The 26,332-nt window shown below is 46.4% G+C and carries 25 protein-coding genes; 19 read left to right on the top strand and 6 right to left on the bottom strand.

All coding sequences use genetic code 11. From position 1 onward, the window contains the following. Window positions 1-491: 491 nt before the first annotated feature. The 3 genes from JJQ88_RS02845 (at window position 492) to JJQ88_RS02835 (ending at window position 2,600) form a co-directional block, all read left to right on the top strand. Window positions 492-932 (top strand): hypothetical protein, encoded by a 441-nt coding sequence (locus JJQ88_RS02845; protein WP_210364211.1) that lies wholly within the window; start codon window positions 492-494, stop codon window positions 930-932. Window positions 933-1,238: 306 nt separating this feature from the next. Then, window positions 1,239-1,697 carry a DUF305 domain-containing protein gene (locus JJQ88_RS02840; RefSeq protein ID WP_210364210.1) on the top strand — a complete coding sequence of 153 codons (459 nt, stop codon included), beginning with the start codon at window positions 1,239-1,241 and terminating at the stop codon, window positions 1,695-1,697. A 105-nt stretch (window positions 1,698-1,802) separates the two neighbouring features. Next, window positions 1,803-2,600 (top strand): EcsC family protein, encoded by a 798-nt coding sequence (locus JJQ88_RS02835; RefSeq protein WP_210364249.1) that lies wholly within the window; start codon window positions 1,803-1,805, stop codon window positions 2,598-2,600. A gap of 40 nt (window positions 2,601-2,640) precedes the next feature. On the opposite strand, the gene JJQ88_RS02830 is transcribed toward JJQ88_RS02835, so the two are convergent. After that, window positions 2,641-2,823: a DUF3896 family protein gene (locus JJQ88_RS02830; RefSeq protein ID WP_210364209.1), complete on the bottom strand. Its 183-nt coding sequence runs from the start codon at window positions 2,821-2,823 to the stop codon at window positions 2,641-2,643. A 167-nt stretch (window positions 2,824-2,990) separates the two neighbouring features. Next, window positions 2,991-3,725 (bottom strand): tryptophan-rich sensory protein, encoded by a 735-nt coding sequence (locus JJQ88_RS02825; RefSeq protein ID WP_210364208.1) that lies wholly within the window; start codon window positions 3,723-3,725, stop codon window positions 2,991-2,993. A 596-nt stretch (window positions 3,726-4,321) separates the two neighbouring features. Here JJQ88_RS02825 and JJQ88_RS02820 point away from each other — a divergent pair. The 4 genes from JJQ88_RS02820 (at window position 4,322) to JJQ88_RS02805 (ending at window position 9,585) form a co-directional block, all read left to right on the top strand. Next, entirely contained in the window at window positions 4,322-5,308 is a 987-nt protein-coding gene (locus JJQ88_RS02820; protein ID WP_210364207.1) for a LacI family DNA-binding transcriptional regulator, read from the top strand. A 302-nt stretch (window positions 5,309-5,610) separates the two neighbouring features. Continuing rightward, a complete protein-coding gene (locus tag JJQ88_RS02815; protein WP_210364206.1) occupies window positions 5,611-7,029 on the top strand; it encodes a sucrose-specific PTS transporter subunit IIBC in 1,419 nt (472 codons plus the stop codon). Window positions 7,030-7,112: 83 nt separating this feature from the next. After that, window positions 7,113-8,606, top strand: coding sequence for a glycoside hydrolase family 32 protein (locus JJQ88_RS02810; RefSeq protein WP_210364205.1), 1,494 nt, complete (start codon window positions 7,113-7,115; stop codon window positions 8,604-8,606). Between the two features lie 4 nt (window positions 8,607-8,610). After that, window positions 8,611-9,585 carry a carbohydrate kinase family protein gene (locus JJQ88_RS02805; RefSeq protein ID WP_210364204.1) on the top strand — a complete coding sequence of 325 codons (975 nt, stop codon included), beginning with the start codon at window positions 8,611-8,613 and terminating at the stop codon, window positions 9,583-9,585. Window positions 9,586-10,640: 1,055 nt separating this feature from the next. Here the strand turns inward: JJQ88_RS02805 and JJQ88_RS02800 are convergent. Continuing rightward, on the bottom strand, window positions 10,641-11,597 hold the full coding sequence (locus tag JJQ88_RS02800) for a calcium/sodium antiporter (protein ID WP_210364203.1): 957 nt from the start codon (window positions 11,595-11,597) through the stop codon (window positions 10,641-10,643). Between the two features lie 164 nt (window positions 11,598-11,761). Between JJQ88_RS02800 and JJQ88_RS02795 the strand changes: the two genes are divergently transcribed. Together JJQ88_RS02795 and JJQ88_RS02790 are read left to right on the top strand one after the other, a co-directional pair. Next, complete coding sequence (locus JJQ88_RS02795; protein ID WP_210364202.1) at window positions 11,762-12,781, top strand: GNAT family N-acetyltransferase; 1,020 nt, start codon at window positions 11,762-11,764, stop codon at window positions 12,779-12,781. An 86-nt stretch (window positions 12,782-12,867) separates the two neighbouring features. Continuing rightward, entirely contained in the window at window positions 12,868-13,458 is a 591-nt protein-coding gene (locus tag JJQ88_RS02790; protein WP_210364201.1) for a carboxymuconolactone decarboxylase family protein, read from the top strand. 51 nt (window positions 13,459-13,509) lie between these two features. On the opposite strand, the gene JJQ88_RS02785 is transcribed toward JJQ88_RS02790, so the two are convergent. Both JJQ88_RS02785 and JJQ88_RS02780 read right to left on the bottom strand, forming a co-directional pair. Then, window positions 13,510-13,932 (bottom strand): anti-sigma regulatory factor, encoded by a 423-nt coding sequence (locus JJQ88_RS02785; RefSeq protein WP_210364200.1) that lies wholly within the window; start codon window positions 13,930-13,932, stop codon window positions 13,510-13,512. 593 nt (window positions 13,933-14,525) lie between these two features. Continuing rightward, entirely contained in the window at window positions 14,526-16,382 is a 1,857-nt protein-coding gene (locus JJQ88_RS02780; protein ID WP_210364199.1) for an LTA synthase family protein, read from the bottom strand. A 287-nt stretch (window positions 16,383-16,669) separates the two neighbouring features. Between JJQ88_RS02780 and JJQ88_RS02775 the strand changes: the two genes are divergently transcribed. Then, on the top strand, window positions 16,670-17,542 hold the full coding sequence (locus JJQ88_RS02775) for a cation diffusion facilitator family transporter (RefSeq protein WP_210364198.1): 873 nt from the start codon (window positions 16,670-16,672) through the stop codon (window positions 17,540-17,542). Between the two features lie 775 nt (window positions 17,543-18,317). Here the strand turns inward: JJQ88_RS02775 and JJQ88_RS02770 are convergent. Next, entirely contained in the window at window positions 18,318-18,809 is a 492-nt protein-coding gene (locus JJQ88_RS02770) for a hypothetical protein (RefSeq protein WP_210364197.1), read from the bottom strand. Window positions 18,810-18,903: 94 nt separating this feature from the next. Between JJQ88_RS02770 and JJQ88_RS02765 the strand changes: the two genes are divergently transcribed. The 9 genes from JJQ88_RS02765 (at window position 18,904) to JJQ88_RS02725 (ending at window position 26,075) form a co-directional block, all read left to right on the top strand. Beyond that, window positions 18,904-19,491, top strand: a complete 588-nt coding sequence (locus JJQ88_RS02765; RefSeq protein ID WP_210364196.1) for a vWA domain-containing protein — start codon at window positions 18,904-18,906, stop codon at window positions 19,489-19,491. A gap of 13 nt (window positions 19,492-19,504) precedes the next feature. Next, window positions 19,505-20,071: a DUF4352 domain-containing protein gene (locus JJQ88_RS02760; protein ID WP_246860889.1), complete on the top strand. Its 567-nt coding sequence runs from the start codon at window positions 19,505-19,507 to the stop codon at window positions 20,069-20,071. 536 nt (window positions 20,072-20,607) lie between these two features. Beyond that, window positions 20,608-21,447: a pyrroline-5-carboxylate reductase gene (proC, locus tag JJQ88_RS02755; RefSeq protein ID WP_210364195.1), complete on the top strand. Its 840-nt coding sequence runs from the start codon at window positions 20,608-20,610 to the stop codon at window positions 21,445-21,447. Window positions 21,448-21,526: 79 nt separating this feature from the next. Further along, on the top strand, window positions 21,527-21,745 hold the full coding sequence (locus JJQ88_RS02750) for a hypothetical protein (protein WP_246860888.1): 219 nt from the start codon (window positions 21,527-21,529) through the stop codon (window positions 21,743-21,745). Between the two features lie 254 nt (window positions 21,746-21,999). Then, window positions 22,000-22,386 (top strand): GntR family transcriptional regulator, encoded by a 387-nt coding sequence (locus JJQ88_RS02745; RefSeq protein WP_210364194.1) that lies wholly within the window; start codon window positions 22,000-22,002, stop codon window positions 22,384-22,386. After that, complete coding sequence (locus JJQ88_RS02740; protein WP_210364193.1) at window positions 22,383-23,279, top strand: ATP-binding cassette domain-containing protein; 897 nt, start codon at window positions 22,383-22,385, stop codon at window positions 23,277-23,279. The genes JJQ88_RS02745 and JJQ88_RS02740 overlap by 4 nt, the downstream gene beginning before the upstream one ends. After that, window positions 23,263-24,012 carry a hypothetical protein gene (locus JJQ88_RS02735; RefSeq protein WP_210364192.1) on the top strand — a complete coding sequence of 250 codons (750 nt, stop codon included), beginning with the start codon at window positions 23,263-23,265 and terminating at the stop codon, window positions 24,010-24,012. The genes JJQ88_RS02740 and JJQ88_RS02735 overlap by 17 nt, the downstream gene beginning before the upstream one ends. Continuing rightward, on the top strand, window positions 24,012-24,707 hold the full coding sequence (locus tag JJQ88_RS02730) for a hypothetical protein (protein WP_210364191.1): 696 nt from the start codon (window positions 24,012-24,014) through the stop codon (window positions 24,705-24,707). Before JJQ88_RS02735 ends, JJQ88_RS02730 begins: the two co-directional genes overlap by 1 nt. Window positions 24,708-25,013: 306 nt before the next feature. Next, window positions 25,014-26,075 carry an aromatic acid exporter family protein gene (locus tag JJQ88_RS02725; protein ID WP_210364190.1) on the top strand — a complete coding sequence of 354 codons (1,062 nt, stop codon included), beginning with the start codon at window positions 25,014-25,016 and terminating at the stop codon, window positions 26,073-26,075. Window positions 26,076-26,332: the final 257 nt, after the last annotated feature.

Raw genomic sequence — 26,332 nt, 5'->3', positions numbered from 1 at the left:
CTGGTTCATGGAATTCTGTCAATAGTGGTGTGGTAAGTTAGACAGGAAGATACCATTATTGACTCCGTATGGGATTCAGTTTCTTTGTCCCCGGATGGACGTCCGGCATGAGAATCAGCTTCGATGATCTTGTGGTGAACAATTAAAGCAATTATTAAGCCTGTTCCCGGCAGCTAATCCAAAAAGCTGCTGGCAGCAGGCTTTTTTGTACTTCAAAAAAACATGGAGAGAAGACGGCGCAATGATGCTTCCAGAATGGGGGCAGGGCCAGCGATTGGAAAGCCAATCGGAATCAGCATAGCCGTGTTGCTGCCTTTGTGAAAACAGCCATACAGCTTGCCAATTTGGCGTTTTTTTAAATGATAGAACAAACATAAAGATAACATCACTGATAAAAAGACACATTCTTTCTTTGTTTGGACAGGTATCTTATACACTTTCGTGTCTGTTTGCATTGTATATAGCAGAAATGGACAGGGGGGTGAGAAAAGATGGATTTAAAAAGTTTTTTCAAGTCAAAAGAAGGAGGAGAAAAGATGAGTAAAAATGAAAAAATGAAAAAAAATGAGAAAAGCGAAAAGATGAAACAAAATGACAAAAGCGAAAAGATGAAACAGTTGGAAGACAAGTTAAAGGGAGTCATGAAACGGGAAGCAGCCCAGCAAGCCGAAAATGGCTCATGTGAAGATTACTGGTGGACGCCTGTTTGCCTTAGGCTTTGTGCCCCGCTGTCAGGTTTGCCTTTCGACCTTAACTTCACCCTGGATTCTGTAACCTGCAACTATGATGGTCACTGTAATACGCCGATCGTCGAATTTGAGGGTGGCAACATTTGCATCACTGTTCCAGGTTATGTTGAATATACCGTCACCATCAATGATGATCTTTCGATTGACTGTCAATACCAAGCTTTCTATCCTCTAAACTACTAATGAGAGGGTGGGTTTGTTTGAGGCAGCCGGAAGTTTTCCGGCTGCTTCTTTACTATTAGGAACAAGTGGACAGCAATAAGATGATTTGCTCCCAATCGGTGGATTTTCTTTACATACATTTGTCCTTGGGTTCCGTTTCCTCTTTTTGATTACGTCTATCCGGTATCAAGCCTGACGGGATAGTTGCCTGGGTTCCATGGCCGAATCGAGCAAACCCCCTAAGCCTTTCATGAATAATCAATAGATAGCAGGGTATGGTGTTATGTGGAAGGTTACGGATCGGGATTATAGAAAGGAGATGGAAGCATGAAAAACAATTATGGAAGGTTTGCACTGATGGTCGGAACGGCAACCGTGATCATGTTTGGTCTTATGTACTTGAATACGTACAGCATCGATCACGTGTTTTTCAGCGGGACGAGACTGTATATGACCATGATCATGGGAGGGGTAATGGCAATTGTCATGCTCGCTTTCATGCGCAGGATGTACACGAACAAGAAACTGAACCTCGGCATATACGCCGGCAGCGCGATTATCATCGCCCTGTCGTTGTTTTTGGTCAGGAGCCAAACGACGGTTGATGACACGTCGTGGATGAAAGCGATGATTCCCCATCATTCCATAGCCATCCTGACGAGCGAACGTGCTGAAATCAAGGATTCTCGTGTAAAGGAGCTTGCGGACAATATTATCAATGCCCAGCGCAAGGAGATTGCCGAGATGAAAGCATTGATCAAAGAGCTGGAAGAAAGGGAAGATTGATTGTTTTCACCTGAATAAGCGTTTTCTTTTTGAAGGTGGTTGAAACCTTCCTATGGAGATAAACGTTAATATAGGTATGAATCTGGACAGGTGGATGTGATCATGATGGAAACAAGGGAAACTTTATTGAATGAATTAGGATTAATCGAAAAATGGGAGAAGGAACAGAAGGGATTATGGTTTTGGGAGCGGCTTACCCGTCTTCCTTTCAAGATGCTTGACCGTTTCACGCCAAATTTCATCCAGGAAAAGATAGGGAGCTTGCTCGATGAACTTGGGAGCTTTATTCAAACTGGCGGGCAATACCTGGCAAGTGAGAAGACAGCCTTCCAATTGGTTGGGAAAAAGGCGGGGAGGACCATCGGCCAGTTTTCAGACCTTGAAGCAGTACATGTTGCCTCCATGAAACAGGCATCGTTCGAGCTTGGAGAGCAGCGGAAAAAAGCTGCGGCAATCCAGGGGGCAAGCACAGGCATTGGCGGCATCTTCACGCTGGCAATCGATATTCCTGCAATTTTGGCTATTTCATTGAAAACTATCCAGGAAATCGCGATCATCCACGGGTATGACCCGAATGACAAGCGTGAAAGAGTGTTTATATTGAAATGCCTGCAATTCACATCTGCTGATGTCGTTGGCAAACAGGCGATATTAAGTGAACTGGCTGAATACAATAGTGAAGAAAAATCCCGCGAGGTCATCTCGCAAATCCAGGGATGGCGTGAAGTAACGGCCACCTACACAGAACAATTCGGCTGGAAAAAACTCCTGCAGATGGTCCCGGTTGCCGGGATCCTCTTCGGCGCATACACTAACCGGTCGATGGTCAGCGATCTTGTCGAGACAGCGACGATGCTTTACCAGAAACGAAGGATTTCGGAACGGCTGGAAGCACAGAGTTAGCATGTATATGAAAAAGGAGCGAATTTTTGATTCGCTCCTTTTAATGGACGATCTTTCCACGCCCAAAATGGTTCATATCAGTCAATTCAATAATATATTCGTAGTTTGCGATGATTCTCATGAGGCGGTCTCTTTCTTCTTCGGACAAATCATGATTTTCGATGCGACTGGCCAATTCCAGCTTCAGCGCCTCCAGTTTTCCTTTTACTTCTTCGTATTGCATAGTCGGACACCCTTTCGTTTTTGATATTGAATACATATTCTGCGGAAAAATGAAAAGGCTTTCTTTCTTATATTCATTATACCTCACGAACCCATTGGGGTATCTGTAAGAATGTTGTGAATTTGTGACATATTAAAAAAGAACACTCGCCGTGCTGGCGCAAGTGTTCAATGCACTTCACTGCGGGTGTTGTTCAAGTAATGGAGGATGGCAAGCACCAAAATGAAGGCTGCCAAAATGATGGCTGTATAGCTTATTGATGGGTAGGAATCGGCATTCCGAGCTCCAATCCCGATGAAAGCCCAGATGAATACGAAGGAGAAAATTGGATCCCGATTTTTATAAGCAAAGACTGCAGCCAGCAGGGTTGCGGCAATGAGCATGATGAAGGTCCATGACACATCGGATAAGCCGAATCCTTTCCAATTTACAAAAGTAAGATAATAACTGATATTGGCGATGGTTGCGACGCAAATCCAGCCAAGGTAAATGGAAAAAGGCATGGTATCCCAAAGGGAATGTTCATCCTTGATTCTCTGATAAAGAGCGATGAGCGTAAGCAGCAGCGCAGCCATTACGATCACACTTAGCAGGAAATATTCATAGTGCCACGAAAAAATCCAGCCGATGTTTAGGAGCGAACTGAGTAAATGCAAAGGAGTTGCCTTTCGATAAACTGGTGCATTTCTTCTCGCAGCGGGAAATTGCCTAATGCTCCAGAGGAAGAGAAGAAAATAAATCAGTCCCCAAATGCTGAATACATACCCTGCCGGAGTAAAGAGAACATCAAGTTTATTTGAGATTTCGCCGGTTGTCTGCCCGTTGATCGGCAGTGCATTTGCCAGGGCATTGACGGCCACCACTGCAATGACCGCAATCACATTAAGCCAGGCATATTCCATAAAGCCACCTCGTCCGTTATATTCTCTAATTCTTCTTTTATCCTTGTACAGACTAAGTAAACTTATTCCAGCACATCGGATATACTGGAATTGAAATAAGGGAAGGCTGTTTTATAAATCAATTTGAAAAAGATTAATCGGAACGGCAGATGCAAGACTCATTAAAAATGCGGACACATTTTCCTTGTGCATGGGTGAATTCGCAGGAACTCATTCAGAATCCAGCGGAATCAGAGGGAAGAGAGAACACACAAGGGCGGGGTTCAGCTCACACGCCGCGGAAAGCCAGCAGCCTGGATTGGAAATCAGCTATTTATTAAAAAACACCAAAGTTTACGAAAACAGCCTAAGGGAATTAACAGTCCAGGACCTCGAAAGAATCCTAAAGAAGTGCGAGGATACTGGGATCGATGGGAAATTTTTTGGTGTTTTTAAAAGGAGATATTGGAAGTGGGTCAGCGGAATCATGATTTCCTTCAAGGATTTTTGCCTATGGTTCCGGTCCTTTCCAAGTCAAATCTCCTCCTTTCACCAGCCAGAACGATATTATATAATGAAGGCATTCGAGAAAGAGCCAGAAATCAGGTGATCAATGCATGAAAACGACGATAAATGATATTGCCGAGCTTGCCGGTGTTGCCAAAAGCACAGTTTCAAGATATTTAAACGGCGGCAATGTCAGTGAAAAAACGAAAGAGAGAATCCGCAAGGTCATCGAAGAGACGAATTACGAGCCGAATTCGTTCGCCCAAAGCCTGAAGGCCAAGAAGACGAATTTCATCGGCGTGATTGCCCCGACGCTTGATTCCTTCGTCACGTCAACGATCCTGATGGCAATTGATGAGGAGCTTCGGAAGCGTGAGTATACAACACTCATTGTCAGTACGAGCAAGAGTGTCGACAGGGAAATCGAAAGCCTGATCAGTTTTTCCCGCCAGAAGGTGGACGGGATCATTTTGATTGCGACAGGGGTAACGAAGAAACATATTGAAACCATCAATGCCATCGAAATTCCTGTTCTGGTCGTTGCCCAGGAATCAGAGGAATTCACATGCATCATCAATGATGATTACCGGGCTGGGTTTGAGATGGGCCAATACATTGCCGGAAAGGGACATCAAACGGTAGCCTATCTTGGGGTAACTGAAAGTGATATTGCGGTTGGGCAGAGGCGGAAACAGGGAATAATCGATGGACTTGCCAAAGCGGGTGTCACGGATGTAAAAACCTTTCAAACCGAGTTTGATTTCCAGGACGCAGCCAGGGTAACAAGGGATATGCTGGAGAACTACCAGCCAACAGCCATCATCGGGGCAACGGACAATATAGCTTTTGGCGCCCTTAAAACGATTTCCAGGCTGGGGAAAAAAGTACCGGAGGATTATTCCCTGGCGGGGTTTGGCGGATACAACATTTCCGAAGTGATCCACCCGGCATTGACGACCATCCGGTTCAACAGTGAAGCGACTGGGGTGACAGCAGCACATACGATCATAAAAATGACCAATGGGGAAGAGGTGCCGCCATTGCAGGTATCCGGATTCACCTTTATTGAAGGCGAAAGCGTGAAAAACTTGAATTAACGGGTTCCAATGGGGGCGAGTCAGCCCCCTGTACACGGTGTTTGGAATGGTGGAACATTTCCCAGGATGATGAAAATAAATGAAAAGGTTTACAAAATGGGTTGAAAAGTTGAGTGTGTTGTAATAAAATGAACATGTGGAACCGGTTCCTGTCAGTTGTATAGAAAATGACAGGATAACCCGAATTTTTTTATTCTTGGTTGGAACCGGTTCCGGAAAGAGAGAAAGCACAACGGTAATGCATATATGTCTTTATTCATCTAATTTTTACAACTATCATTTATCAAAAAGGAGTGTTGAAGATGGCTGACCATCGTGAGATTGCGAAAGAGATTATCGAAGCGGTCGGCGGACAGGAAAATATCCTGTCAGCTGCCCACTGTGCTACTAGGCTGAGAATCATGGTAAAGGACAAGGAAAAAATAGATCAGCAGAAAGTGGAAGAGATTGATAAGGTTAAGGGAGCCTTTTTCAATTCCGGCCAATATCAGGTGATTCTGGGAACGGGCACCGTCAATAAGGTATATGAAGAAGTCATTGCGCTTGGAGTTGGCGGCTCAACAAAGGCTGAGCAGTCAAAAGAGGCTGCTAAAAGCGGAACAGCCTTCCAGAGAGCGATCCGTTCTTTTGGCGATGTATTCGTGCCAATCATTCCAGCGCTGGTCGCCACCGGTTTGTTCATGGGTCTGCGCGGGCTGGTCATGCAGGAGCAGATCCTCGCATTATTTGGCATGACACCGGATGATGTATCACAAAACTTCATCCTGTTCACCCAAGTGTTGACAGATACAGCTTTCATCTTCTTGCCGGCGCTTGTGGCCTGGTCTACTTTCAGGGTATTTGGCGGTTCGCCTATTATCGGTCTAGTCCTTGGTCTCATGCTGGTTAGTCCATCCTTGCCGAACGCCTGGAATGTAGCCGGAGGCGGAGCAGAGCCGATCATGTTCCTTGGCTTCATCCCGGTTGTTGGCTATCAAGGGTCCGTTCTCCCTGCATTCATTGCCGGGATCGTAGGGGCAAAGCTTGAACAGCAAATACGCAAACGGGTTGCCGATACTTTCGATTTGATCGTCACACCATTTTTAACATTACTGATCATGATCAGCCTTGCCTTGTTTGTGATCGGCCCGGTGTTCCATACAGTTGAGAATGTCATCCTGGATGCAACAGTTGCTGTATTGGAATGGCCTTTTGGAATCAGCGGCTTCCTGATCGGTTCCTTGAACCAAATCATTGTTGTTACTGGTGTCCACCACGTTTTCAATATGCTTGAAATTTCCTTGCTTGAGAAATTGGGCTTTAACCCTTATAACGCAATTGTCACATGTGCCGTTGCTGCCCAGGGAGGTGCCGCACTTGCGGTTGGACTGAAATCAAAGTCTAAAAAGTTAAAAGCGCTCGCGCTGCCATCCTCTTTATCTGCTTTCCTAGGGATTACTGAACCTGCTATCTTCGGTGTGAACCTGAGATACGGAAAGCCGTTTGTGATGGGGCTTGTTGGCGGCGGTGTGGGCGGATTTTTCGCCTCCATCTTTGGTTTGAAAGCGACAGGAATGGCAATTACGGTTATTCCAGGTACATTGCTTTACTTAAACGGACAAATCGTCCTCTATTTATTGGTTAATATCATTGCAATTGCTACAGCCTTTGTTTTGACATGGATGTTTGGTTTCTCTGACAAAATGTTAAAAGAGCATCAGCAGACAGATACAATCAAATAAGAGCATGCGCAAGCTACGTGCATTTACTTAGGATGGGAGGAAGAAATTCCTCTCATCGCTATTTCAGCAGGAGGGAAGACAACATGGCAAGAGATCCTGGACCAAAATACAGAACGATCCATGAAGCAAAGGAGAACGAGCTTGAGGAATTGAGGCAGAAGTCGGCCGATTCCAGATGGAAGCCGGCTTTCCATATCCACCCCCAATACGGTTTGATTAATGATCCTAACGGGCTGGCGTATTTCAATGGTGAATTCCATGTATTCTATCAGTGGTATCCTTTCGACGCCTGCCATGGCATGAAGCACTGGGGTCATGTGAAATCAGCTGATCTCGCCAACTGGGAAAGGCTGCCGGCCGCACTTGTTCCAGTTGAAGAGTATGAATCCCACGGTGCTTATTCCGGCGCTTCGCTCGAGGTCGACGGCAGGCTGTATCTCTATTACACTGGAAATGTGAAATATGGAGCTGAGGAACGATCGGCGAACCAGTGCCTGGCGATTATGGACAGGGATGGGACAATCACGAAATATAATGGCAACCCGTTGATTGAAGGGGTGCCCGAGGGCTATACCGGCCATGTCCGTGACCCGAAGGTTTTTACGGAAAATGGACGCTATTACATGCTGCTCGGCGCGCAAAAGACGGATTTGACCGGCGCGCTCATCGTATATGAATCGGACAATGCCATCGACTGGTCATTCAAGGGAGAATTGCAGCTTGGTCTTGATTTCCCACCATCCGTTTATATGCTCGAATGTCCTGACTATTTCAAGTTGGATGGACATGATGTCCTCGTCTTTTCGCCGCAGGGCCTGAAGGCGGAAGGGCATGATTACCATAATCTATACAACGTCATTTATGCACTTGGCCGGCTTGATCTTCATCATCTCACGTTTGATGTGAACCATTATCAGGAATTGGATAAGGGCTTTGATTTTTATGCGCCACAGACTTTTTCCGGCAAAAACAATGAGCGGCTGCTCATTTCATGGGCAGGCATGGGGGAAATCGATTATCCTTCGGATGAGGAGAAGTGGGCGCATTGCCTGTCGATTCCGCGTGAACTTGGTATCGCGGACGGCAAGCTTGTCCAGAAGCCTGCGAAGGAATTGGAGCAGTTGAGAGAAGGGGAGGAAACGGCTGAATTCGAGTTTGAGGGTAAAAAGCAAATCGAGAACAAGTCCAGCCAGTTTGAGCTTGAAATCCATTTTAACGGACAGGGTGCGTGTAAGTTCGGATTAGAGTTGTTTGCGTCCGAAACAGAAGGGTTGGTGCTGGAATTCGACCGCAGCAGTCAGACAGTCAGTCTGGATCGGGGGAAATTCGAAGCATCCTTCGGAGGGAAATACGGATACATCAGAAGCTCAGAACTGGAAATCGGCAGCAGCATGAAGGTACAGGTATTCGTTGATCGAAGCATTGCCGAGATTTTTGTGAATGATGGCGAAGTGGTGTTCACCACACGTGTATTTCCTAAAGAAGAGTCGAAAGGAATCATCCTTTCCAGCGATGGAAACATGCATGTCAGCTGCAAAAAGCATGAGCTGGCACAAGGAATTTCGATTAAGGGGTGAGAAGATGGCGAAACTATATTCAATCGGAGAAGTATTGATTGACTTTATCCCGCAGCAAAAAGGTGTCGCTTTGAAGGATGTCGTTTCTTTTGAACGTGCTCCTGGCGGGGCTCCGGCCAATGTTGCTGCCGCTGTGGCCAAGTACGGGCAGGATGCTTCGATGATCACGAAGCTTGGCGAGGATGCCTTTGGCGATTTCCTTGTTGAGCAGCTCGCCAATGCAGGCGTGGAAATCGATAAAATCCTTCGTACGGATGAAGCAAATACAGCACTGGCTTTTGTGTCTTTGAAAGATAACGGCGAACGCGATTTCTCTTTTTACCGCAAGCCGTCCGCCGACTTGCTTTTTACCGAGGATGAACTTGATCCCGACTGGTTCAAGGCTGGAGATGCACTGCATTTCTGTTCTGTCGATCTTGTCGAGAGTCCAATGAAGCAAGCACATAGACGGGCAATCAGCCTGGTAAAGGAAAAAGGGGGACTGATCAGCTTCGATCCAAATGTGAGGTTGCCGCTTTGGGACAATCCTGATGATTGCCGGGCAGCGATTTTGGAATTTCTTCCGCTTGCCCATCTCGTGAAAATTTCGGATGAAGAGCTGGAATTCATTACAGGCATAAACGATGTCGAAGCCGCGGTCCAGTCGCTTTTCAAAGGAGATGTCCAGGCAGTCGTCTACACGAAAGGTGCAGCAGGAGCGGACCTTTATAGCAAGGACGCAAAATGGACTTCCTCCGGATACAAGGTTGACGTCCAGGATACAACCGGTGCAGGCGATGCCTTCATCGGCGGCTTCCTGTTCCAGCTGCTTGAACAGAAAGCAACACCAGGAAACCTGGGCGAAGTCCTTTCCGCCAAGCATGCCGATATCCTGAAGTTCGCCAATGCGAGCGGAGCGCTGACCACAACGGGAAAAGGCGCGATTTCCGCACTTCCCAAAAAAGAACAAGTCATGAACTTGATTATTGAGCAAAAATAGGCCCTCGTTTGCTTGAGGGCCTATTTAATTTTGCCTGGATGCATCGGGGTGCAAATTGCGATTCATTCCTGGAGTTGAAGTGGTAACGCACAACCTCACTTGCGTCCCACTTCCCTTCTATCCGAAGCTTCAAATGGTTCGCAATCGTCACTTGCGTCCCACTTCGCCACTGTCCGGAGCATGAAACGTCTCGCAAAGCGCGCTTGCGTCCCACTTGGCCGCTTACCGAAGCATGAAACGTCACGCAAGGGTCCCTTGCGTCCCAATTGTCCGCTCACCGAAGCATGAAACGTCACGCATCCGGTCCCTTGCGTCCCAATTGTCCGCTCACCGAAGCATGAAACGTCACGCAAAGCGCCCATGCGTCCCAATTGTCCGCTCACCGGAGTACGAAACGTCTTGCAAAGCGCGCTTGCGTCCCACTTGTCCGCTCACCGAAGCATGAAACGTCACGCAAAGCGCGCTTGCGTCCCAATTGTCCGCTCACCGGAGTACGAAACGTCTTGCAAAGCGCTCTTGCGTCCCACTTGGCCGCTCACCGAAGCATGAAACGTCACGCAAGGGTCCCTTGCGTCCCAATTGTCCGCTCACCGAAGCCCGAAACGTCACGCAAAGTGCGCTTGCGTCCCAATTGTCCGCTCACCGGAGTACGAAACGTCTTGCAAAGCGCGCTTGCGTCCCAATTGTCCGCTCACCGAAGCATGAAACGTCACGCAAAGCGCGCTTGCGTCCCAATTGTCCGCTCACCGAAGCCCGAAACGTCACGCAAAGCGCCCATGCGTCCCAATTGTCCGCTCACTGAAGGCCGAAACGTCACGCAAAGCGCGCTTGCATCCCAATTGTCCGCTCACCGAAGCATGAAACGTCACGCATCCGGTCCTTGCGTCCCAATTCACCGCTCTCCAAAGCTCGGAATGGGCCGCATCACTCTTTTGCCACAATATCACCACTTCTTGTGGGCCAAAAGGCAAGGTGAGACACTCATGTGTTCACTTTAGATACTCCCGATCCAATCCCGTCTGATTAAAGTAAGGCGGGATTGTTTTTGGGGATGATTAATTACGGATAATGATATAAATCATATAGGCAATGTATCCTGCTGAGAGGATTGTTCCCTCTATTTTTGAGATCCTGAATTTTGTCCTTGAAAAGGCAAGGAGGATAACTGTCAAGGTGACCATTACCGCAATATCGAAGAAGATTTTCCCGTCGACCTGCAATGGGGAAATCGTTGCTGAAGCCCCGAGGACGAACAGGATATTGAAAATATTGCTCCCGACGATGTTTCCAAGTGCAATTTCGCTTTGCTTTTTCAAGGCGGCTGTAATCGACGTGATCAGCTCAGGCAATGATGTACCGACAGCGACGATTGTCAGACCGACAAGCGTTTCGCTCATGCCTACGGAAAGGGCGATTTTCGTGGCACTATCTACAACCATATCTCCCCCAAATATGATTGCTGCCAATCCAGCCAGCGTCCGGAAAATGTTCTTCCCCCATGTTCCCGCGGCGGATGCAGGTATCTCCTCGATTCCGTCTGCACGGTTGTTCATTGCCAATTCGAAAATATAGTACAAGAAAATCCCCAAGAATAGCAGCAGGATGATCCCTTCGCTCCTTGTGATCAAATTGCTGCCTGAACCCTGGAGGGCTACATCGCTAATCATTACCCATAGGGCGATGCTCGCGAGCAGGGTGAAGGGAATTTCTTTGCGGAGTGTCGTTCTTTCTACCATCAGCGGGTTAAGGATGGCGGTGATCCCTACGACAAGCGTAATATTGAAAATATTGCTTCCGATTACGTTTCCTAACGAAACAGCACTGCTGCCTTCAAGGGCAGCGATGATACTGACGGTAGCTTCCGGCGAGCTTGTCCCGAACGCGACGATCGTCAAACCGACAAGCAAAGGGGAAATCCTCAACAGATAAGCAATATTCGAGGCACCTTCAACAAAATAATCCGCTCCTTTGATGAGCAGGACAAAACCAATCAGCAAAAGTATATATTCCAAACTACATCTCTCCCTTATTTCCTATAAAATAAACGATAACAAAAAAAGCCGTTAAATCAAAATTTTACTGAATAAAAAATATGACGATAAATTTTTCCAAATTCTTCCCTAATCATGTTAAAATAACAAAAATATACGTGCAAGACGACGGGGAGTATGCAGCGATGACCGAAAATAGGGAGTATAGGGGAGAAAATCCTCTCGAACGATGGGATGTATTCAATCAATACAGGCAGAAAACAGGGCGTACGCATGAGCGGGGCAAAAAAATGAAAGAGGGGGATTACCATCTTGTCGTCCATGTCTGGGTGATGAACGACAAGGGGCAATTCCTGATCCAGAAAAGACAGCCTTGGAAGAAAGGCTGGGCCAATAAGTGGGACAGTTCAGCAGCAGGTTCAGCGCTGCAGGGGGACAACAGTGAACAGGCTGCCATCCGCGAAGCGGAAGAAGAGTTGGGCCTTGCGCTGGATATGAAAAATGGCGAAAGGCTGTTCACGATTAAATTTGAGTCCGGTTTTGATGATGTCTGGCTTGTCAGACAGAATACCGAAATCAGCAGCCTAAGGCTGCAGGAAGATGAAGTAGCCGATGCCAAATGGGCAAGTGAAGAGGAAATCCGGGGATTGGCCAAAACAAGGGAATTCATTCCATATCAATACCTCGATCTCCTATTTGGCATGGCCGGGAGCGGCGTCTCTCTTAAAAAAGCGGCAGCCGAAGATGCAGAGGAATTGCTGGCGCTCCAAAAGGAAGTTTTTTTGCCGCTCTATCAAAAATACAGGGATCACGAAACAAGCCCAGTGACCCAAACGCTGGAACGTTTTTTAAAAAGATTCCAAATCGGCGATTATTATAAGATTTTCTTTGAGAGCCAGCTGGCAGGGAGTGTATTCGTCTATCAGAAAAAACCTGGGCTGATGCGCCTCCATATCATCAATATCCTTGAAAAGTACCAAAACAAGGGCCTTGCCCAGAAAATAATGGCACGGCTCGAGCTCATGTACCCAGAGGCAGATGAGTGGGAGCTCGATACCATCCTGACCGAGGAACGAAATCGTTACCTGTATGAAAAGATGGGCTATAAGCAATATGGAGAACGAAAAAAAATCAATGACTCAATGACGCTTATCAGCTATCGGAAACAGGCCGTGAGAAGGATTGAAAGCTTGAAAAAAGGGTGAGCATTTTGATGTCTGGATTGGAGCCGTTGTGCTAGAATTGCTTATTAGCGACTGGCAAAAAAGCGGATTTGCAAAAGGAGAACAGAATGGCACAGCAGTTTTATAAAAAGGTCTATAGTATTGGAGAAGGGTATGACGCCCTTTATAAAGGCTTGAGAACGGTAAAGTACCTTGTAAGGAACAAGAAGAATGGGCAGATCTCCTCGAAGTTCATTGAAAGGATCATGCTTGCTGTCACCGAAGTGAATGGCTGTGAAGTCTGCACTTATGGCCATACTAAGATTGCTTTGGAACAGGGGATGAGCAATGAGGAGATCCAGGATATCCTGTCCGGCACGACGGAAGGGATACCTGGGGAGGAAATGAAGGCTATTTTGTTCGCGCAGCATTATGCGGATACAAAGGGCATGCCTTCGAAGGAAACATGGGAAACAATCCAGGAATATTATGGAAGGGAACAAGCGGTGGGAATCCTTGGAGCCATCCGGATGATAATGATTGGCAACAGTTATGGAATCGCCTACAGTGCGCTGAGAAGCCGCCTGAAGGGAAAACCTGTTGAAAAAACAAGTTTTATCTATGAAATCGGCATGATCCTCAGCCTGTTCGCATTCCTTCCTGTAGCAGCCATACACGGCTTCGTACTGGATATCTTCAAAGCACCTTTGGTCAAATAACAAAAGCCTGATTCAGCAAGTGAATCAGGCTTGATTTATATAAACGTTCTTTTATGTAGTCACTCTTCCTGCGGAATTCTTCAGCCACAGGGTCGCTGATATCGATGTTCCACTGCCAGGGGAGGAACTGGCAATAAAACTATCCATCAAGCGTTTGATACCCGGAAGCCCTGCTCCCAGCCCTCTTGATGTCGAATATCCGTCCTTCAGTACCTGCCTGATATCCATGCCTGGCCCTTCATCGGCTGCATGGATATGCATTCCTTTACTGCTGCCATTGCAGAGGCAGGAAATCCGGATTTCACCGCTGCCGGCATATTTGACAATATTCCTTGCAAGTTCACTGACAACGACGACAATTCGTGCCTGGTCGACAGCATTGAAGCCCAGTTCCCTAGCTGCTTTCCTCCCTAAAGACCGTGCCTTGATAATGTCCCACTCGTTAACAACCCTTACAATATGTTCGATTTCCATAATGACGTGGCCCCCTATTCTTTAAAACTACTTTACTCACTCTTGATGAATTGGGATATGTACATCTGGTCATCCTTACAGGCAACTATTAATGTGTAATATGAAAAAATGTAAGAGCTTAAGTGGCAGGAAATCTATTGAAATTATTAATAATTTTGCAATGCTGTTTATATATATAAAATATATCATACATGGTGTCATAAAGCTCTGCCAATTCTGCATTGCGCGCGAAAAAGTTTGGGAAAAAATATAAAAAAAGAATACTGTATATGGAATACATTTACGTTTGGAGGACATGCCTAAAGAAACCGGGGATAGAATCCGTCCAGGTTGCCGGAATCCCGGGCGGATAAATTGAAAATGCGATTTGTCTGCAGCGGGCAGACGGTCTCAAAACCCGGTTGTTTGGCGGTAAGAGGAGCAAGTGGAAATCTCGAGTGCCGCTTGGGAATTGCCCATTATGATTCCTGGATTCCTCTCCAGACAATGAAAATAGGATGATTCAATGTTCGAGGAAAAAAGGGGTTCAATGAATGGCCGATGGTACTGTAACCGAACCATAAAGAAAAAAACCACCCAAGGGGTGGTTTTTGCTATTTGTTATTTTTTTCATAAAAGCGAAGCAGGTCGCCATAGATGATTTTGTCTGAGTATTCAAGCTCGCTCTTGGCCTGGTCCATGTATGGTTCACAGCTTGCCTGGCTGGTTTGCTCGCCAGTTGCCTTGTCGTAGCATGTGCCTTTCGTGTAGACGACATCTTCGGTAATGAAGCTTCCGTCCCTCAGGACAACGAAGTTATCTTGCTGTTTGGAGAACAAGTCTGTACCGAATTGGATGTCTTCCTTCGTTTCTATGCCTGCCAGGTTCAACAGGGTCGGACGAAGGTCGATTTGGCCTGCTGCGGTTGAAATCTGCTTGCCTTCATGTCCCGGAATATGGATGATCAATGGGACCCGCTGGAGCTGGGTCGAAACGAAAGGAGTGATTTCTTTTCCAAGATACTGCTCCATCGCCTTGTTATGGTTTTCGGAAATTCCGTAATGATCACCATAAATCACAATGATCGAATTCTCATAAAGCCCGGATTTCTTCAAATCTTCGATGAATAGCTTCAAAGCTTCATCAGTATACCGTACTGTCGGGAAGTAGCGGTTGAGCGTCCTGCTGTTGGAATCAAACTCCTCGATGAATTTGTCCTCTTCATCCAACTCGAACGGGAAGTGGTTCGTAAGCGTAATGAACTTCGCGTAGAATGGCTGCGGCATTTCTTTCAGGTGGTCCATCGATTGTTTGAAGAAGTCGATATCCTTCATGCCCCATCCAACGGAATTCAGGTCGTTCACTTCATAATCATCCAGCGAATAGAACCTGTCATACCCAAAGTTGTTATAGATGACATCCCGGTTCCAGAAACTCTTGTTGTTCGCATGAAGCTTGGCTGTGTAATACGAATTGGCCTTCAGTTTCTCAGCCAGTGAAATGTATTCATTCCCAGAATGCGTGAAGAAAACGGCTCCGCGCCCCAATGGGTATAATGAGTTTTCCAGCAGGAACTCTGAGTCGGATGTCTTACCCTGGGCAGTTTGATGATAAAAGTTATCAAAGTAGTAGCTTTCTTTAATGAAATCGTTCAGGAAAGGAGTAATTTCCTGGCCGTTCACTTTCTGACCGATCACAAAGTTCTGGGTCGACTCCATTGAGATGACAATGACGTTTTTCCCTTTGGCTGCGCCGAACATTTCCTTGTTTGGTGCTTTATAATGTGCTCTCACATAGTTTTCGATCTCTGCCAGTTCGTTACCATCAGCCATCGCTCTTTGAGCTGTGGATTTCGTCTGCAGGAATGCATCGTAAATGTGGTGATTATAGGTTCCGATGTTCTTCACAAGGATTTCCCTGTCAAAGGTACGGGTCAATAATTCAGGGCGTTCCGACTCGGATAGCCCAAGGTTAAACAGTGCGATGCCAGCAGTACTTAAATAAAATGCCGACACAATCAATGTGCGCTGCTTCTTGAAGGAAATTTTGCCAGTTTTCGAGAATGCAAGGATTGCCAGCAAAATGACATCCGCAAACAATAAAAGATCTGTCCAGTTGAGCAATTCGCCGACACTGCTTTTCAAATCGCCCATATTGCTTGTCTGTGTCAAAAGGGGAATCGTGATGAAATCACTGAACTCCCGGTAATAAACAGCATTGGCGAACAAGATGAATGATAAGATAAAACTAGTGGCTACGACATAGATTTTTTGCTTTTTGCCCGAGAGGAACAGCCCAAAACCGAGGGCTATCATCAGGAAGCTTAATGGATTAATGAACAAGATGAATTCTTGCATTTTATTTTCAATGTCAATATCAAAATTTAATTTATATACAGCATAGGTTTTCAACCATAAAAGCACAATCGCAATAAAAACGAAATTCAGGGACAAATTTTTCCTTGTCCTCATGAAACCCCTCCTAACAACTTTCTGGAAGCTTATATTTTAACATAATTTTATATAAAACTAAAGGGATAAGAGCCTGGAGTTTCATCCCTTAACAGAAGGCATGATTATTTAACACGTTTTTTGCTAAGGTTAGAAGGCAGAAGCGAGCCTGGGAATGAGCATTTCTTTCCTTAGGGAAACATTGTTGGACAACGGTCATTTACATGGATAGGTATAAAAAGGTTGCTATAGACCCAAACGATGAATGATTGCTAAAATGATAATGGCAGTGGATTGGAGGCATGGCAATGGATGAACAAAGATATTCGAACCTTAAGCTAGGCGAGCGGGGAGCCATCATCAGCATCGCAGCCTACATATTTTTATCCGCTTTAAAATTGGTAGTTGGTTATGTCAGTAATTCCGAAGCATTGAAAGCTGATGGTCTTAACAATAGTACCGACATCCTGGCATCGGTGTCCGTATTAATTGGATTGAGGCTGTCCCAGAAGCCCGCAGATGAAGATCATCTATACGGGCATTGGAAATCGGAAATGGTTGCATCGATGGTTGCCTCTTTTATCATGATCATTGTTGGCATTCAGGTATTCACTGGTGCGGTCACTTCGATTTTCAATGGAGTCACACATGCCCCGGACATGATTGCTGCATGGACAGGTTTATTTTCCGCATTAATTATGTATATTGTTTATCTCTACAATAAGAACCTTGCCCTGAAAATTAAGAGCCACTCCGTCATGGCTGCCGCGAAGGACAACCTTTCCGATTCATGGGTGAGCATCGGGACGGCCATCGGGATCATTGGTTCCCAGTTTGGCCTGCCATGGCTCGATCCTGTAACAGCCTTGCTTGTCGGATCGCTGATCATCAAAACAGGATGGGACATCTTCCGCGATGCCTCCCACCAGCTGACAGACGGATTCGACCAGGATCTCATCACAGAATACAAGGAAACAATCTGCCATGTGGAAGGAGTAGAATCGATCAAGGATCTGAAAGCCAGGAGCTATGGAAACAACATCGTTGTCGACATCATCATCACTGTATCCCCCAACCTCGATATAATGGATGCCCATGACATCTCCACCAGAGTCGAGAAAAAACTCATGGAAGAATACGAAATCTACGACGTCCACGTCCACGTCGAACCCGAAGCGTGAAGCACGGGGACGGTTCTCCTGCTTCATCTTTAGGGGAATAGTGGACACTCGAACCAGAAGCATGATGAACGTCGCCGCATTGTTTTTCCGTGCCATAATTTGGGCGCGATCCGACCCAGCTCGCTCCCGATTTGTGTTTGCGCGTCCCCATTTGGACTCGCAAATCGCGTTTGCGCTCCCGATTTGTGTTTGCGCGCCCCCATTTGGACTCGCAAAGCTTGTTTGCACTCCCAATTTGTGTTTGCGGGCATCCGTTTGGTCTCGCAAATCGTGTTCGCACTCCCGATGTGTGTTTGCGCCCCCCATTTAGACTCGCAAAGCGCGTTTGCACTCCCGATGTGTGTTTGCGGGCATCCGTTTGGTCTCGCAAATAGTGTTCGCACTCCCGATGTGTGTTTGCGCGCCCCCATTTGGTCTCGCAAATCGCGTTTGCACTCCCGATGTGTGTTTGCGCGCCCCCATTTGGTCTCGCAAAGCTTGTTTGCACTCCCGATTTGTGTTTGCGGGCATCCGTTTGGTCTCGCAAATCGCGTTTGCGTTCCCGTTTTGTGTTTCCAAGCCCCCAATTGGTCACGAACCGCTCCGAGTAATTCCCGTCCGCTCCGAATAATTCCCGTTCTGCAATTCCGAGCACCCATATGGGCACGATCTGCCCCGCATTGTTCCCCGAAAATACGCTCGGGAAAGGCCGTTCTCGATTTTGAGTCGTGGGCTAAGGGATGTGGGGAGGGTGTCGATGTATGAAAAAAAGCTGAGTGCACCACTCAGCTTTTTCCTATGATACTCCTCCAATCGGTTTCAGGCTGAAGTAATCGAGAGCCTGGTTGACCTGTATGATTTCATAGATTTTCTTCTCGATGCAAAATTGAATGACAAGGTCGAACAGTTCACTGTCCGATAACGAATAGCCGGCAGAGCTTAACAGCTTGTCGGTTTCTTTTTTATTCAGCTCAAGCGCAAGGGCGAGAGCAATCATCGTGTTTTTGCCGGGGCGATACTCCGGATTCGAACGGATTTTTGAGAAATGGCGTCGGTCAATTCCTGCCTTCTTATAAATCTCTGCGTCCGTTGCCCCTTTTCTATCAATGAAATCAAACAGCACTTTCTGCAGTGTCGGTTTCCGTTTTTGCTTAATGAAGCTTTCGATTTCAAATTGCGAAATGCTTTCTAGAACGTAATCTGGTTCAGCTGATTTCTCACATAGCTGAATGATCAAATGCTGATCGACGAACTCCTGCAATTCTAGCAGTATCTTTTTACCAAGCATGCAGCTATCCCCCGAAATGTCGCTTAGCAAGCGACCAATTAATGGATTCTTCCAGCTATTATTATATCAGATAAAGCTAAGGAGGAAGATGGTAGTGAACAAGAATCTGACAGAGATAATTTTCCTGCTTGACCGTAGCGGTTCAATGGCCGGACTGGAAAGCGACACGGTTGGAGGCTTCAATTCATTTGTGAAAAAACAATGTGAACTGGACGGTCAGACCGTGCTGACAACTGTTCTCTTCGACGATCGATATGAAGTTCTCTGGAATGGGATTGACGCTAAGGATGCACTGCTGACACAGGATGAGTACTTTGTGAGGGGAACCACTGCCCTTTTGGATGCAATCGGCAAGTCAATCCTTGATGTTGGCTGGCGGCTGTCCAAAACGGTGGAGGAACAAAGGCCAGGAAAGGTAATCTTTGTCATAACAACAGATGGAATGGAAAATGCCAGCCGTGAATTCACTTATAGGAAGGTAAAGGAGCTGATTACGCATCAGCAGGAAAAGTACAGCTGGGAATTCATTTTCATGGGAGCCAACATTGATGCAGCTAAGGAAGCGGATAGCATCGGCATTGATGCCAAGCATGCCTACACCTTTGAAGCGTCTCATGAAGGTGTAGAGAAAATGTATGAAATGGTGACAGAGACCATTTCGGAAAAAAGAATGAAACAATAAGGAGGAAACAGGAATGAAAAAGCCTTTCTATAAAAAATGGTGGTTCTGGTTGGCCGCAATCATGATTATTGCAGCTGTCTCAAGCGGCAGCGGGGAAGAGGAAACAGCCAAAAAGGCGGTCGGTGAATCAAGAGAAACATCGTCATCGGCTCAAGAGAAAACAGAACAGGAGCAAAAAGATCAGCCGGCAAAGGAAGAGTTCGCTGTTGGCGAAAAAGTGCAGCTTGGCGATAACATCCTGACTGTCACGAAGGTGGAAAAGTCAGCAGGCAGTGATTTTGACCAGCCGAAAGCTAGCCATGAATTCGTGATTGTCACGGTTGAGATCAACAATGCAGGCACTGAAAACATCTCGTATAATCCATACGACTTCAAGATGGCGAACAGCCAGGGACAAATCGTCGACCAGGCGTTCACGACAATCGACACCGATACAGCCCTTCAGTCAGGAGAATTGGCTGCAGGCGGAAAGGTTTCCGGAACAATCGCTTTCGAGCAGCCGGCTGGAGACAAAGCGCTGCAGCTCCAATACTTCCCAAGCTTCTGGTCAGATAAAACAATTAAAGTCAATTTGCAATAAGGAGCATAACCCGGGATGAAAGTGAGGATTCCCGGGATTTCCTTCATTCCTTATCAACAGTCATAACCAGGGGAGCGCAAACATCCCATAAAGAGGAATGGTGGTAACCCCCTGTCATGGCTGCCTTCTAGCCAAACCGGCTACCATCCGTCCTCGGACTGTCGGGGAATAAAGGCCGCTATTCCATCTCCAGGATGGAACACGGGATGCTTTCGAGCCGGGAGTTTGATCCTGTCCAGAGATCTCTGACGGTGACCCTTTATAAGCAGGAGCTGCAGGGCTTACCCTTTTTTCAGCCTTTCGGTCGACTCGTGTATTATGGCATATTTCGCCTTTATCGAAGATTAGGTATCGTCTAGGGAATTTAAAGTACACTTTGGTCAGGATGTTTCCGCTTTCATTCATTATCTCGCCCGTTTGCTCGCGAATCACTGCGTTTCCCTTGAATCTTAACCTGAGCGTGTTACCATTAGAACCGTTGAAAAAATACGAACGGTGTACGAACACAACTTTCAATAGAGAGGTGAACGTTCTTGTTGGATAATAAAAGAATTGCTTTTTTAGGCGCGGGTTCAATGGCGGAATCGATGATTTCCGGTGTTGTAAAGTCTGGAAAAGTAAAGAAGGAAAATGTATTTGTAACCAATAAAAGCAACGGGGCGAGACTTGGATTGATGGAGGAAAAATACGGCGTGAACGTATCGTCCCTATCCGAACTGCCGTATCAGGAGATTGATATGTTCATTCTTGCTATGAAGCCGAAGGGTGCTGCGGCAGCCCTTGCAGACTTGAAGGAAAGAATCTCTCCAGGCCAGCTTGTTGTTTCGGTTCTGGCCGGCATTTCCACTGGGTTTATGGAAGAAAACCTGAAAGATGGCCAGCAGGTCATCCGCGTCATGCCCAATACATCAAGCATGATCCAGGAATCCGCTACTGCGATTTCTCCCGGGAAGAACTCGGGAATGGCTCAAGTGGAGGATGTAAAAGAGCTTCTTGGTACAATGGGGAAAGTATTTGTGATTGCCGAAGACCAGATGGACATTTTTACAGGGCTGGCAGGAAGCGGTCCCGCTTACTTCTACTATTTGATGGAACACATGGAGCTTACAGGCATCGAAAATGGCATGGATGAAAACATGGTCCGGGAAATTATCGCCCAGACGATCTTGGGAGCAGCGAAAATGATCCTGGAGAAAGGCGATACACCAACAACGCTGCGAAAGAATGTCACTTCGCCAAACGGAACGACAGCAGCAGGATTGACTGCGTTAAAAAGGAATAACGGAGGACACGCAATCTCCCAGGCAGTCCATCACGCTGCCGATCGATCAAGGGAGATCAGCAAGGAGCTTGAAGGAGTGCTCATTTCCAGTTGATCGTCCCTACTGACTGGTTTTATTTTCCTCAATTTGTTATCATTTGAATAATGAGGAAATTAATCTGAGGTGATTGATTTTGATTGATAGCTGGGCTATTGCCTTTTTGATTCCGATTGTTGCGATTGTGGCCACGCATTTCCAAAAGATGGCCCGTATTAAGCGTGATATGCTTGAAGATCAGCTTGAATTAGAACGGCTCAAACATGAGAATTTCCTGCTGGAAACAGAGAAAATGCGCCTCGAATTGAACAAAATGCAGCTGGAAAGTCCTGATGAGAAACAAAAAGTATTATGAATGCGACCCCCCTTCACGATGGTGAAGGGGTTTTTGTATGCCCAAAAATATAGCTGGTCTTTTTGAAGGCGAGGGAACAGCCAGAAGAATCATTCAGTTTATGCCGAAATCTGCGGGTTCCCTTGCAATATTAATGGAAATCCCAAGGCCCAATTACGAAAAACCGATAAAAATCCGTAAACGCTCTTGTTAAATCCTGTTAAATTAGGTATAGTACATTACAGGAGTAATGCACTATGCCAGGAGGTGGGGATTTGATTCTGAATTCCGACAGTATGAAGCCGATTTATGTTCAGATTGCAGAATGGCTTGAGACGGAAATACTCAGCGAAAGCATTAAAGTAGATCAGAAAGTATACTCGCAATACCAGCTTGCCGAGATGTTGAATATCAATCCCGCAACTGCAGCGAAGGGATTGAATATGTTAGCTGATGATCAAATCCTGTACAAGAAGCGGGGGCTGGGGATGTTCGTGTCAGGCGAAGCGAGGAAAATCATCCTGGAAAAGCGGAGGAACCAGACGTTGAAAACCTTGGTGTCTGAACTGGTCCAGGAAGCAGCGTATCTTCAAATCAGTGATGAAGAATTAATCAATATGATCCTGGAAGCAAAGCAGGATTTAAAGGGGGAAGGGAAATGAATATTCTGGAGTTCAAGGAGGTCACGAAGCTTTATGGGAAAAAGAAAGCCCTCGACGGCCTTACTTTTTCATTGGCAGAGAAGAAGATTACCGGATTGATCGGCAGGAACGGCGCTGGGAAAACAACGATACTGAAAATCGCAGCTGGATTTATCCGCCCAACTTCAGGAGAAGTCCGGGTTTTCCATGAAAATCCCTTCAATAATTTAAAGGTGTCAGCCAATCTGATTTTTATCGACGAAAATATGAATCTGCCATCCTCAATGACTCTTGATGAAATTTTTGAAACGGCTGGAGATTTTTACCCTAACTGGGACCAGGAACTTGCCAGTAAATTGCTTGATTATTTTTCCCTTCATCCAAAATCAACCCATGATCAGCTTTCCAAGGGGATGAAAAGCACCCTGCACGCTATATTAGGCTTGGCGGCGCGATGTCCGTTGACCATTTATGATGAACCCACCAACGGGATGGATGCTGGCGTCCGAAAAGATTTCTACAGGGCTCTCCTCAAGGATTACCTTGCATATCCACGGACCATCCTTGTTTCCAGCCACCATTTAACCGAGCTGGAGGACCTTCTAGAGGATTTGCTTCTTATAAAAGAAGGTACGAAACTGTTGCATCTTCCAGTAGAGGAGTTAAGGGATTATGCCATCGGAATCAGTGGGGAAGAAGGATTGGTTGGCAGCTGGCTTGGAGAGCAGGAAGTCTTCCATAAAATCAGGACAGGATACGGCGGCATGTATGCCGTAGTCAGAAATACAATTTCCGAGGAACAAAAGGAATCGGCAATCAGGAGCGGCCTCAGTTTTTCGAAAGTCGCCCTTGAGGATCTCTGCTCGTTTTTAACAGATAAAAGGAAAGGCGGGATTGATGATGTATTTAGCTGACGTTAAGATGTGGGAGGTCGTCCGGAAACAAGTCCGCTTGAAGCTCAAATCTTACCGCGGCATGTTCACTTCCTTAATGATCGTGCAGATTCTGGCTATCCTGATTTCGTTGAGCGGGGAAGCGAATCAGGGAGGCAGCATAGACAACTTTGAGTACGATTTGAGATATTACAGTGGCAATATGATTCTTGCTTTCACGATGATCTGGGCGTTTATTTCAGCGATTATCATGACGACCAAGGCATACCGTTTCGATGATTATGCCTTCATTGCCAATAGGCTTACAAGCCATATAGCAAATGTCCTTTTCTTGATCGTGGCCAGTATAACAGGCGGCATGACTACGCTGTTTTCGACCCAAGTCCTGAAGGTCATCGGTTTGCTTAAGCTAGACAGGGACTATCTCTCCAGCATGGTACTGAGCGTCCCGGAATTCATGGCTGGCCTGGCTGCTACCATTCTATACCTCTTCTTATTCACTGCATTCGGCTACTTGGCTGGAATGCTTGTCCAGAAGAACAAGCTGTTTCTTCTCCTCTTGCCGGCAGTTTTCTTCGGGAGCATTTTCATCGAGGCCTTTATTCCTGAACAACCTGCTTTGATCCCGGATATTTCAAAATTTTTCGGCGGGGAAACATCCTTTTGGCTGTTCACACTGAAAGTGCTGCTCGTATCTTCGATCACTTTTGGAATTGCCATATTCACAACGAATAGAACGGAGGTCAGACAGTAATGGTCGCAGTCTTTCCAATAGTTGTTTTTTTGATTATTTTGCTGACGTTTGGTGTCATTCTCAGCAAAGTTTTGCTGCCAAGGATGCTCAAGGGAAACCGGGCTTCAATGGTGTTTCTCGCATATGTGATTGTGCTCGCCGCCGTCTCGCTTCTGTCTTTTATACTGCCTCCTAAGGAACACTTTGCGGGCAGGGCGGTCAGCAGTGGGGATATCGAGCGGCAGCGGGAATTCCAGAATGACTATGTTCGGCTGATCGAAAGCGGCAGGATTGATGAAATAAAAGGTGCTGAAGTAAAGGAGAAATGGAAAATTCCGCTTGAGGGAAACAGCATGTCTATCAAATCGGCTATCAGTGATTTCTATATGCTGACTTTTGTTGAAAGTGTACCAGGTCTGGAAGGGGAGGCCGCAGCATATTATTACGGATCGAAATCATACATTGAGAATGTTGATATTTCGGATCGAATTCCACCTCCCCAGCTCGAAGCTGAAGGCGCGAATATTGTCATTTATCCGCCTGCGCCACTGAAACTGGAGTTTGCTAAGTTTTCCTTGCCATTCCCATTCAGCCAGTTTTCCGATGATGGCAATATATATTTCAATCATGAAACAGTTTTCTTCAACCATGGCTTCCTTTATATCCAAGTTCCGGAAGGGGTCAAAGTGGACGGCAATGTGATGATCATCAATTAGTATGAATGCCCCTCTGTAAAGGAGGGGCATTTTCATTACTTAACATGTAATTATTAAATTCTTTACATGTGGTCCAAAATCAGGCTAAGCTCCTCGAGACGGTTCAGTGCTGCCAATTTCCTCACTGTCAAGCCTTCGAAGGACACGGATGGCTTAGAGCCGACGTTGCCACAGGATGAGGCAATCTTGATCGGACGGCGGGGCTGGGCGGGGCTGAATGGGCGCTCTCGTTTTTTGTTCCTGCTTCATTGCTGCCTCCGTTTTGTTATAATGAATCAATATATGGCTTTAAAAGAGGAATGTCCGATGAATGTGTTTAAAAGGTTTAATTTTGTTGGCGGACGGGTGCTGAAGACGGGGATTGCTGTATTCCTGACGGCGCTTATTTGTGACTGGCTTGACTGGCCGCCAATGTTCGCGGTCATTACCGCGATTGTCACCGTTGAACCAACTGCTGCTGATTCGATAAAAAAAGCCTTTGTCCGTTTTCCGGCATCGGCGATTGGCGCTGCTTTTTCCGTTGTATTCAACTTTGCATTTGGACCGAGCCCGCTTACGTATATGCTTGTTGCCGTAGCGACCATCATCGCCTGTCACCGGCTCCGTCTGCATGATGGGGCGCTGGTGGCAGTCCTCACTGGGGTGGCAATGATTTCCACGGTACAGGATAATTATTTCGCTTCCTTTTTAGTCCGTCTGGGGACCACTGGAATTGGGTTGACCGTTTCGACATTGGTGAACCTGCTGGTCATCCGGCCTGACTATTCCCGGCCAATCCAGGAAAAAATTGGGCAGGCTGTCAGGGATACGGGGAACATGTTGGAAAAAAGGATCCTTGAAATCATTCAAAACCAGCCTTTGCACCAGACTACAAAAATGGATTTCCGGCAACTGCTCAAAAAGCTGGAATCGATTGAAACGCTCTGTACCTATCAAAAGGATGAGTGGAAGCTGCACCGCTCCGACCGAAAAGATATGAGAAGCCTTCATTACGAATATAAAAAGCTGGCAATCTTAAGGCAAATCCATTACCATCTGGGGAATCTTCTGTCGCTTCCCTCGCTTGAACTCGATCGGGAAAAACAGCATGTCATCAGCGAGATGGGCAAATCGATGAAGACAACCCTTTTTGACGCTGATTTTACGATCGATGATGGCCATGCTGCACTCGTCAGCGAGTTGGTTGCGCTTTTGAAAAAAGAAGTCGAGGACAGAGAACCACAGTCCCAGCGGTTTTCAGAGGAAGCAGTCATTTTTTATGAACTGTTGTCCATCCATGACCTGCTGGAAGAATTGGAACATATACACAAGCTGGAAGCTAAGCATCAAAGGCTGCTTGATCAGCCATTCTCAGAAGGCTCTTATTAGAGAGCTGATGGCATGCAAGTTTCTTTGCGCCCCCGACTTTTGGTTTCGCGGACGGGCAAGATGCACCATGGGTACTTGAAGGATCCACAGGGCTTCCCCTATTGATTTTTCTGGAGAGAATCCTGCCGCCCAACCCATTGTCTGGGCTCGAAGACAGCGGCCTTTTGAGGAAAGCAACACATCCCAGTGAAAATGTGGTTTTGAAGAAAAAGAAGCAAGGAAAGCGGACCAATTAAAAATCCAGAGTTGGGTAAAAG

Source organism: Bacillus sp. REN3 (assembly GCF_017912555.1).
Lineage (GTDB): Bacteria > Bacillota > Bacilli > Bacillales > Cytobacillaceae > Mesobacillus.
This window is presented reverse-complemented; position numbering and strand designations above follow the sequence as displayed.

Coding starts and splice junctions, on each gene's coding strand:
- JJQ88_RS02805 (WP_210364204.1), top strand. CDS start 8,611: ATGGCGAAACTATATTCAATCGGAGAAGTATTGATTGACTTTATCCCG.
- JJQ88_RS02830 (WP_210364209.1), bottom strand. CDS start 2,823: ATGCAATACGAAGAAGTAAAAGGAAAACTGGAGGCGCTGAAGCTGGAA.
- JJQ88_RS02810 (WP_210364205.1), top strand. CDS start 7,113: ATGGCAAGAGATCCTGGACCAAAATACAGAACGATCCATGAAGCAAAG.
- JJQ88_RS02815 (WP_210364206.1), top strand. CDS start 5,611: ATGGCTGACCATCGTGAGATTGCGAAAGAGATTATCGAAGCGGTCGGC.
- JJQ88_RS02785 (WP_210364200.1), bottom strand. CDS start 13,932: ATGGAAATCGAACATATTGTAAGGGTTGTTAACGAGTGGGACATTATC.
- JJQ88_RS02760 (WP_246860889.1), top strand. CDS start 19,505: ATGAAAAAGCCTTTCTATAAAAAATGGTGGTTCTGGTTGGCCGCAATC.
- JJQ88_RS02730 (WP_210364191.1), top strand. CDS start 24,012: ATGGTCGCAGTCTTTCCAATAGTTGTTTTTTTGATTATTTTGCTGACG.
- JJQ88_RS02820 (WP_210364207.1), top strand. CDS start 4,322: ATGAAAACGACGATAAATGATATTGCCGAGCTTGCCGGTGTTGCCAAA.
- JJQ88_RS02790 (WP_210364201.1), top strand. CDS start 12,868: ATGGCACAGCAGTTTTATAAAAAGGTCTATAGTATTGGAGAAGGGTAT.
- JJQ88_RS02835 (WP_210364249.1), top strand. CDS start 1,803: ATGGAAACAAGGGAAACTTTATTGAATGAATTAGGATTAATCGAAAAA.
- JJQ88_RS02780 (WP_210364199.1), bottom strand. CDS start 16,382: ATGAGGACAAGGAAAAATTTGTCCCTGAATTTCGTTTTTATTGCGATT.
- JJQ88_RS02770 (WP_210364197.1), bottom strand. CDS start 18,809: ATGCTTGGTAAAAAGATACTGCTAGAATTGCAGGAGTTCGTCGATCAG.
- JJQ88_RS02725 (WP_210364190.1), top strand. CDS start 25,014: ATGAATGTGTTTAAAAGGTTTAATTTTGTTGGCGGACGGGTGCTGAAG.
- JJQ88_RS02735 (WP_210364192.1), top strand. CDS start 23,263: ATGATGTATTTAGCTGACGTTAAGATGTGGGAGGTCGTCCGGAAACAA.
- JJQ88_RS02845 (WP_210364211.1), top strand. CDS start 492: ATGGATTTAAAAAGTTTTTTCAAGTCAAAAGAAGGAGGAGAAAAGATG.
- JJQ88_RS02795 (WP_210364202.1), top strand. CDS start 11,762: ATGACCGAAAATAGGGAGTATAGGGGAGAAAATCCTCTCGAACGATGG.
- JJQ88_RS02840 (WP_210364210.1), top strand. CDS start 1,239: ATGAAAAACAATTATGGAAGGTTTGCACTGATGGTCGGAACGGCAACC.
- JJQ88_RS02740 (WP_210364193.1), top strand. CDS start 22,383: ATGAATATTCTGGAGTTCAAGGAGGTCACGAAGCTTTATGGGAAAAAG.
- JJQ88_RS02825 (WP_210364208.1), bottom strand. CDS start 3,725: ATGGAATATGCCTGGCTTAATGTGATTGCGGTCATTGCAGTGGTGGCC.
- JJQ88_RS02775 (WP_210364198.1), top strand. CDS start 16,670: ATGGATGAACAAAGATATTCGAACCTTAAGCTAGGCGAGCGGGGAGCC.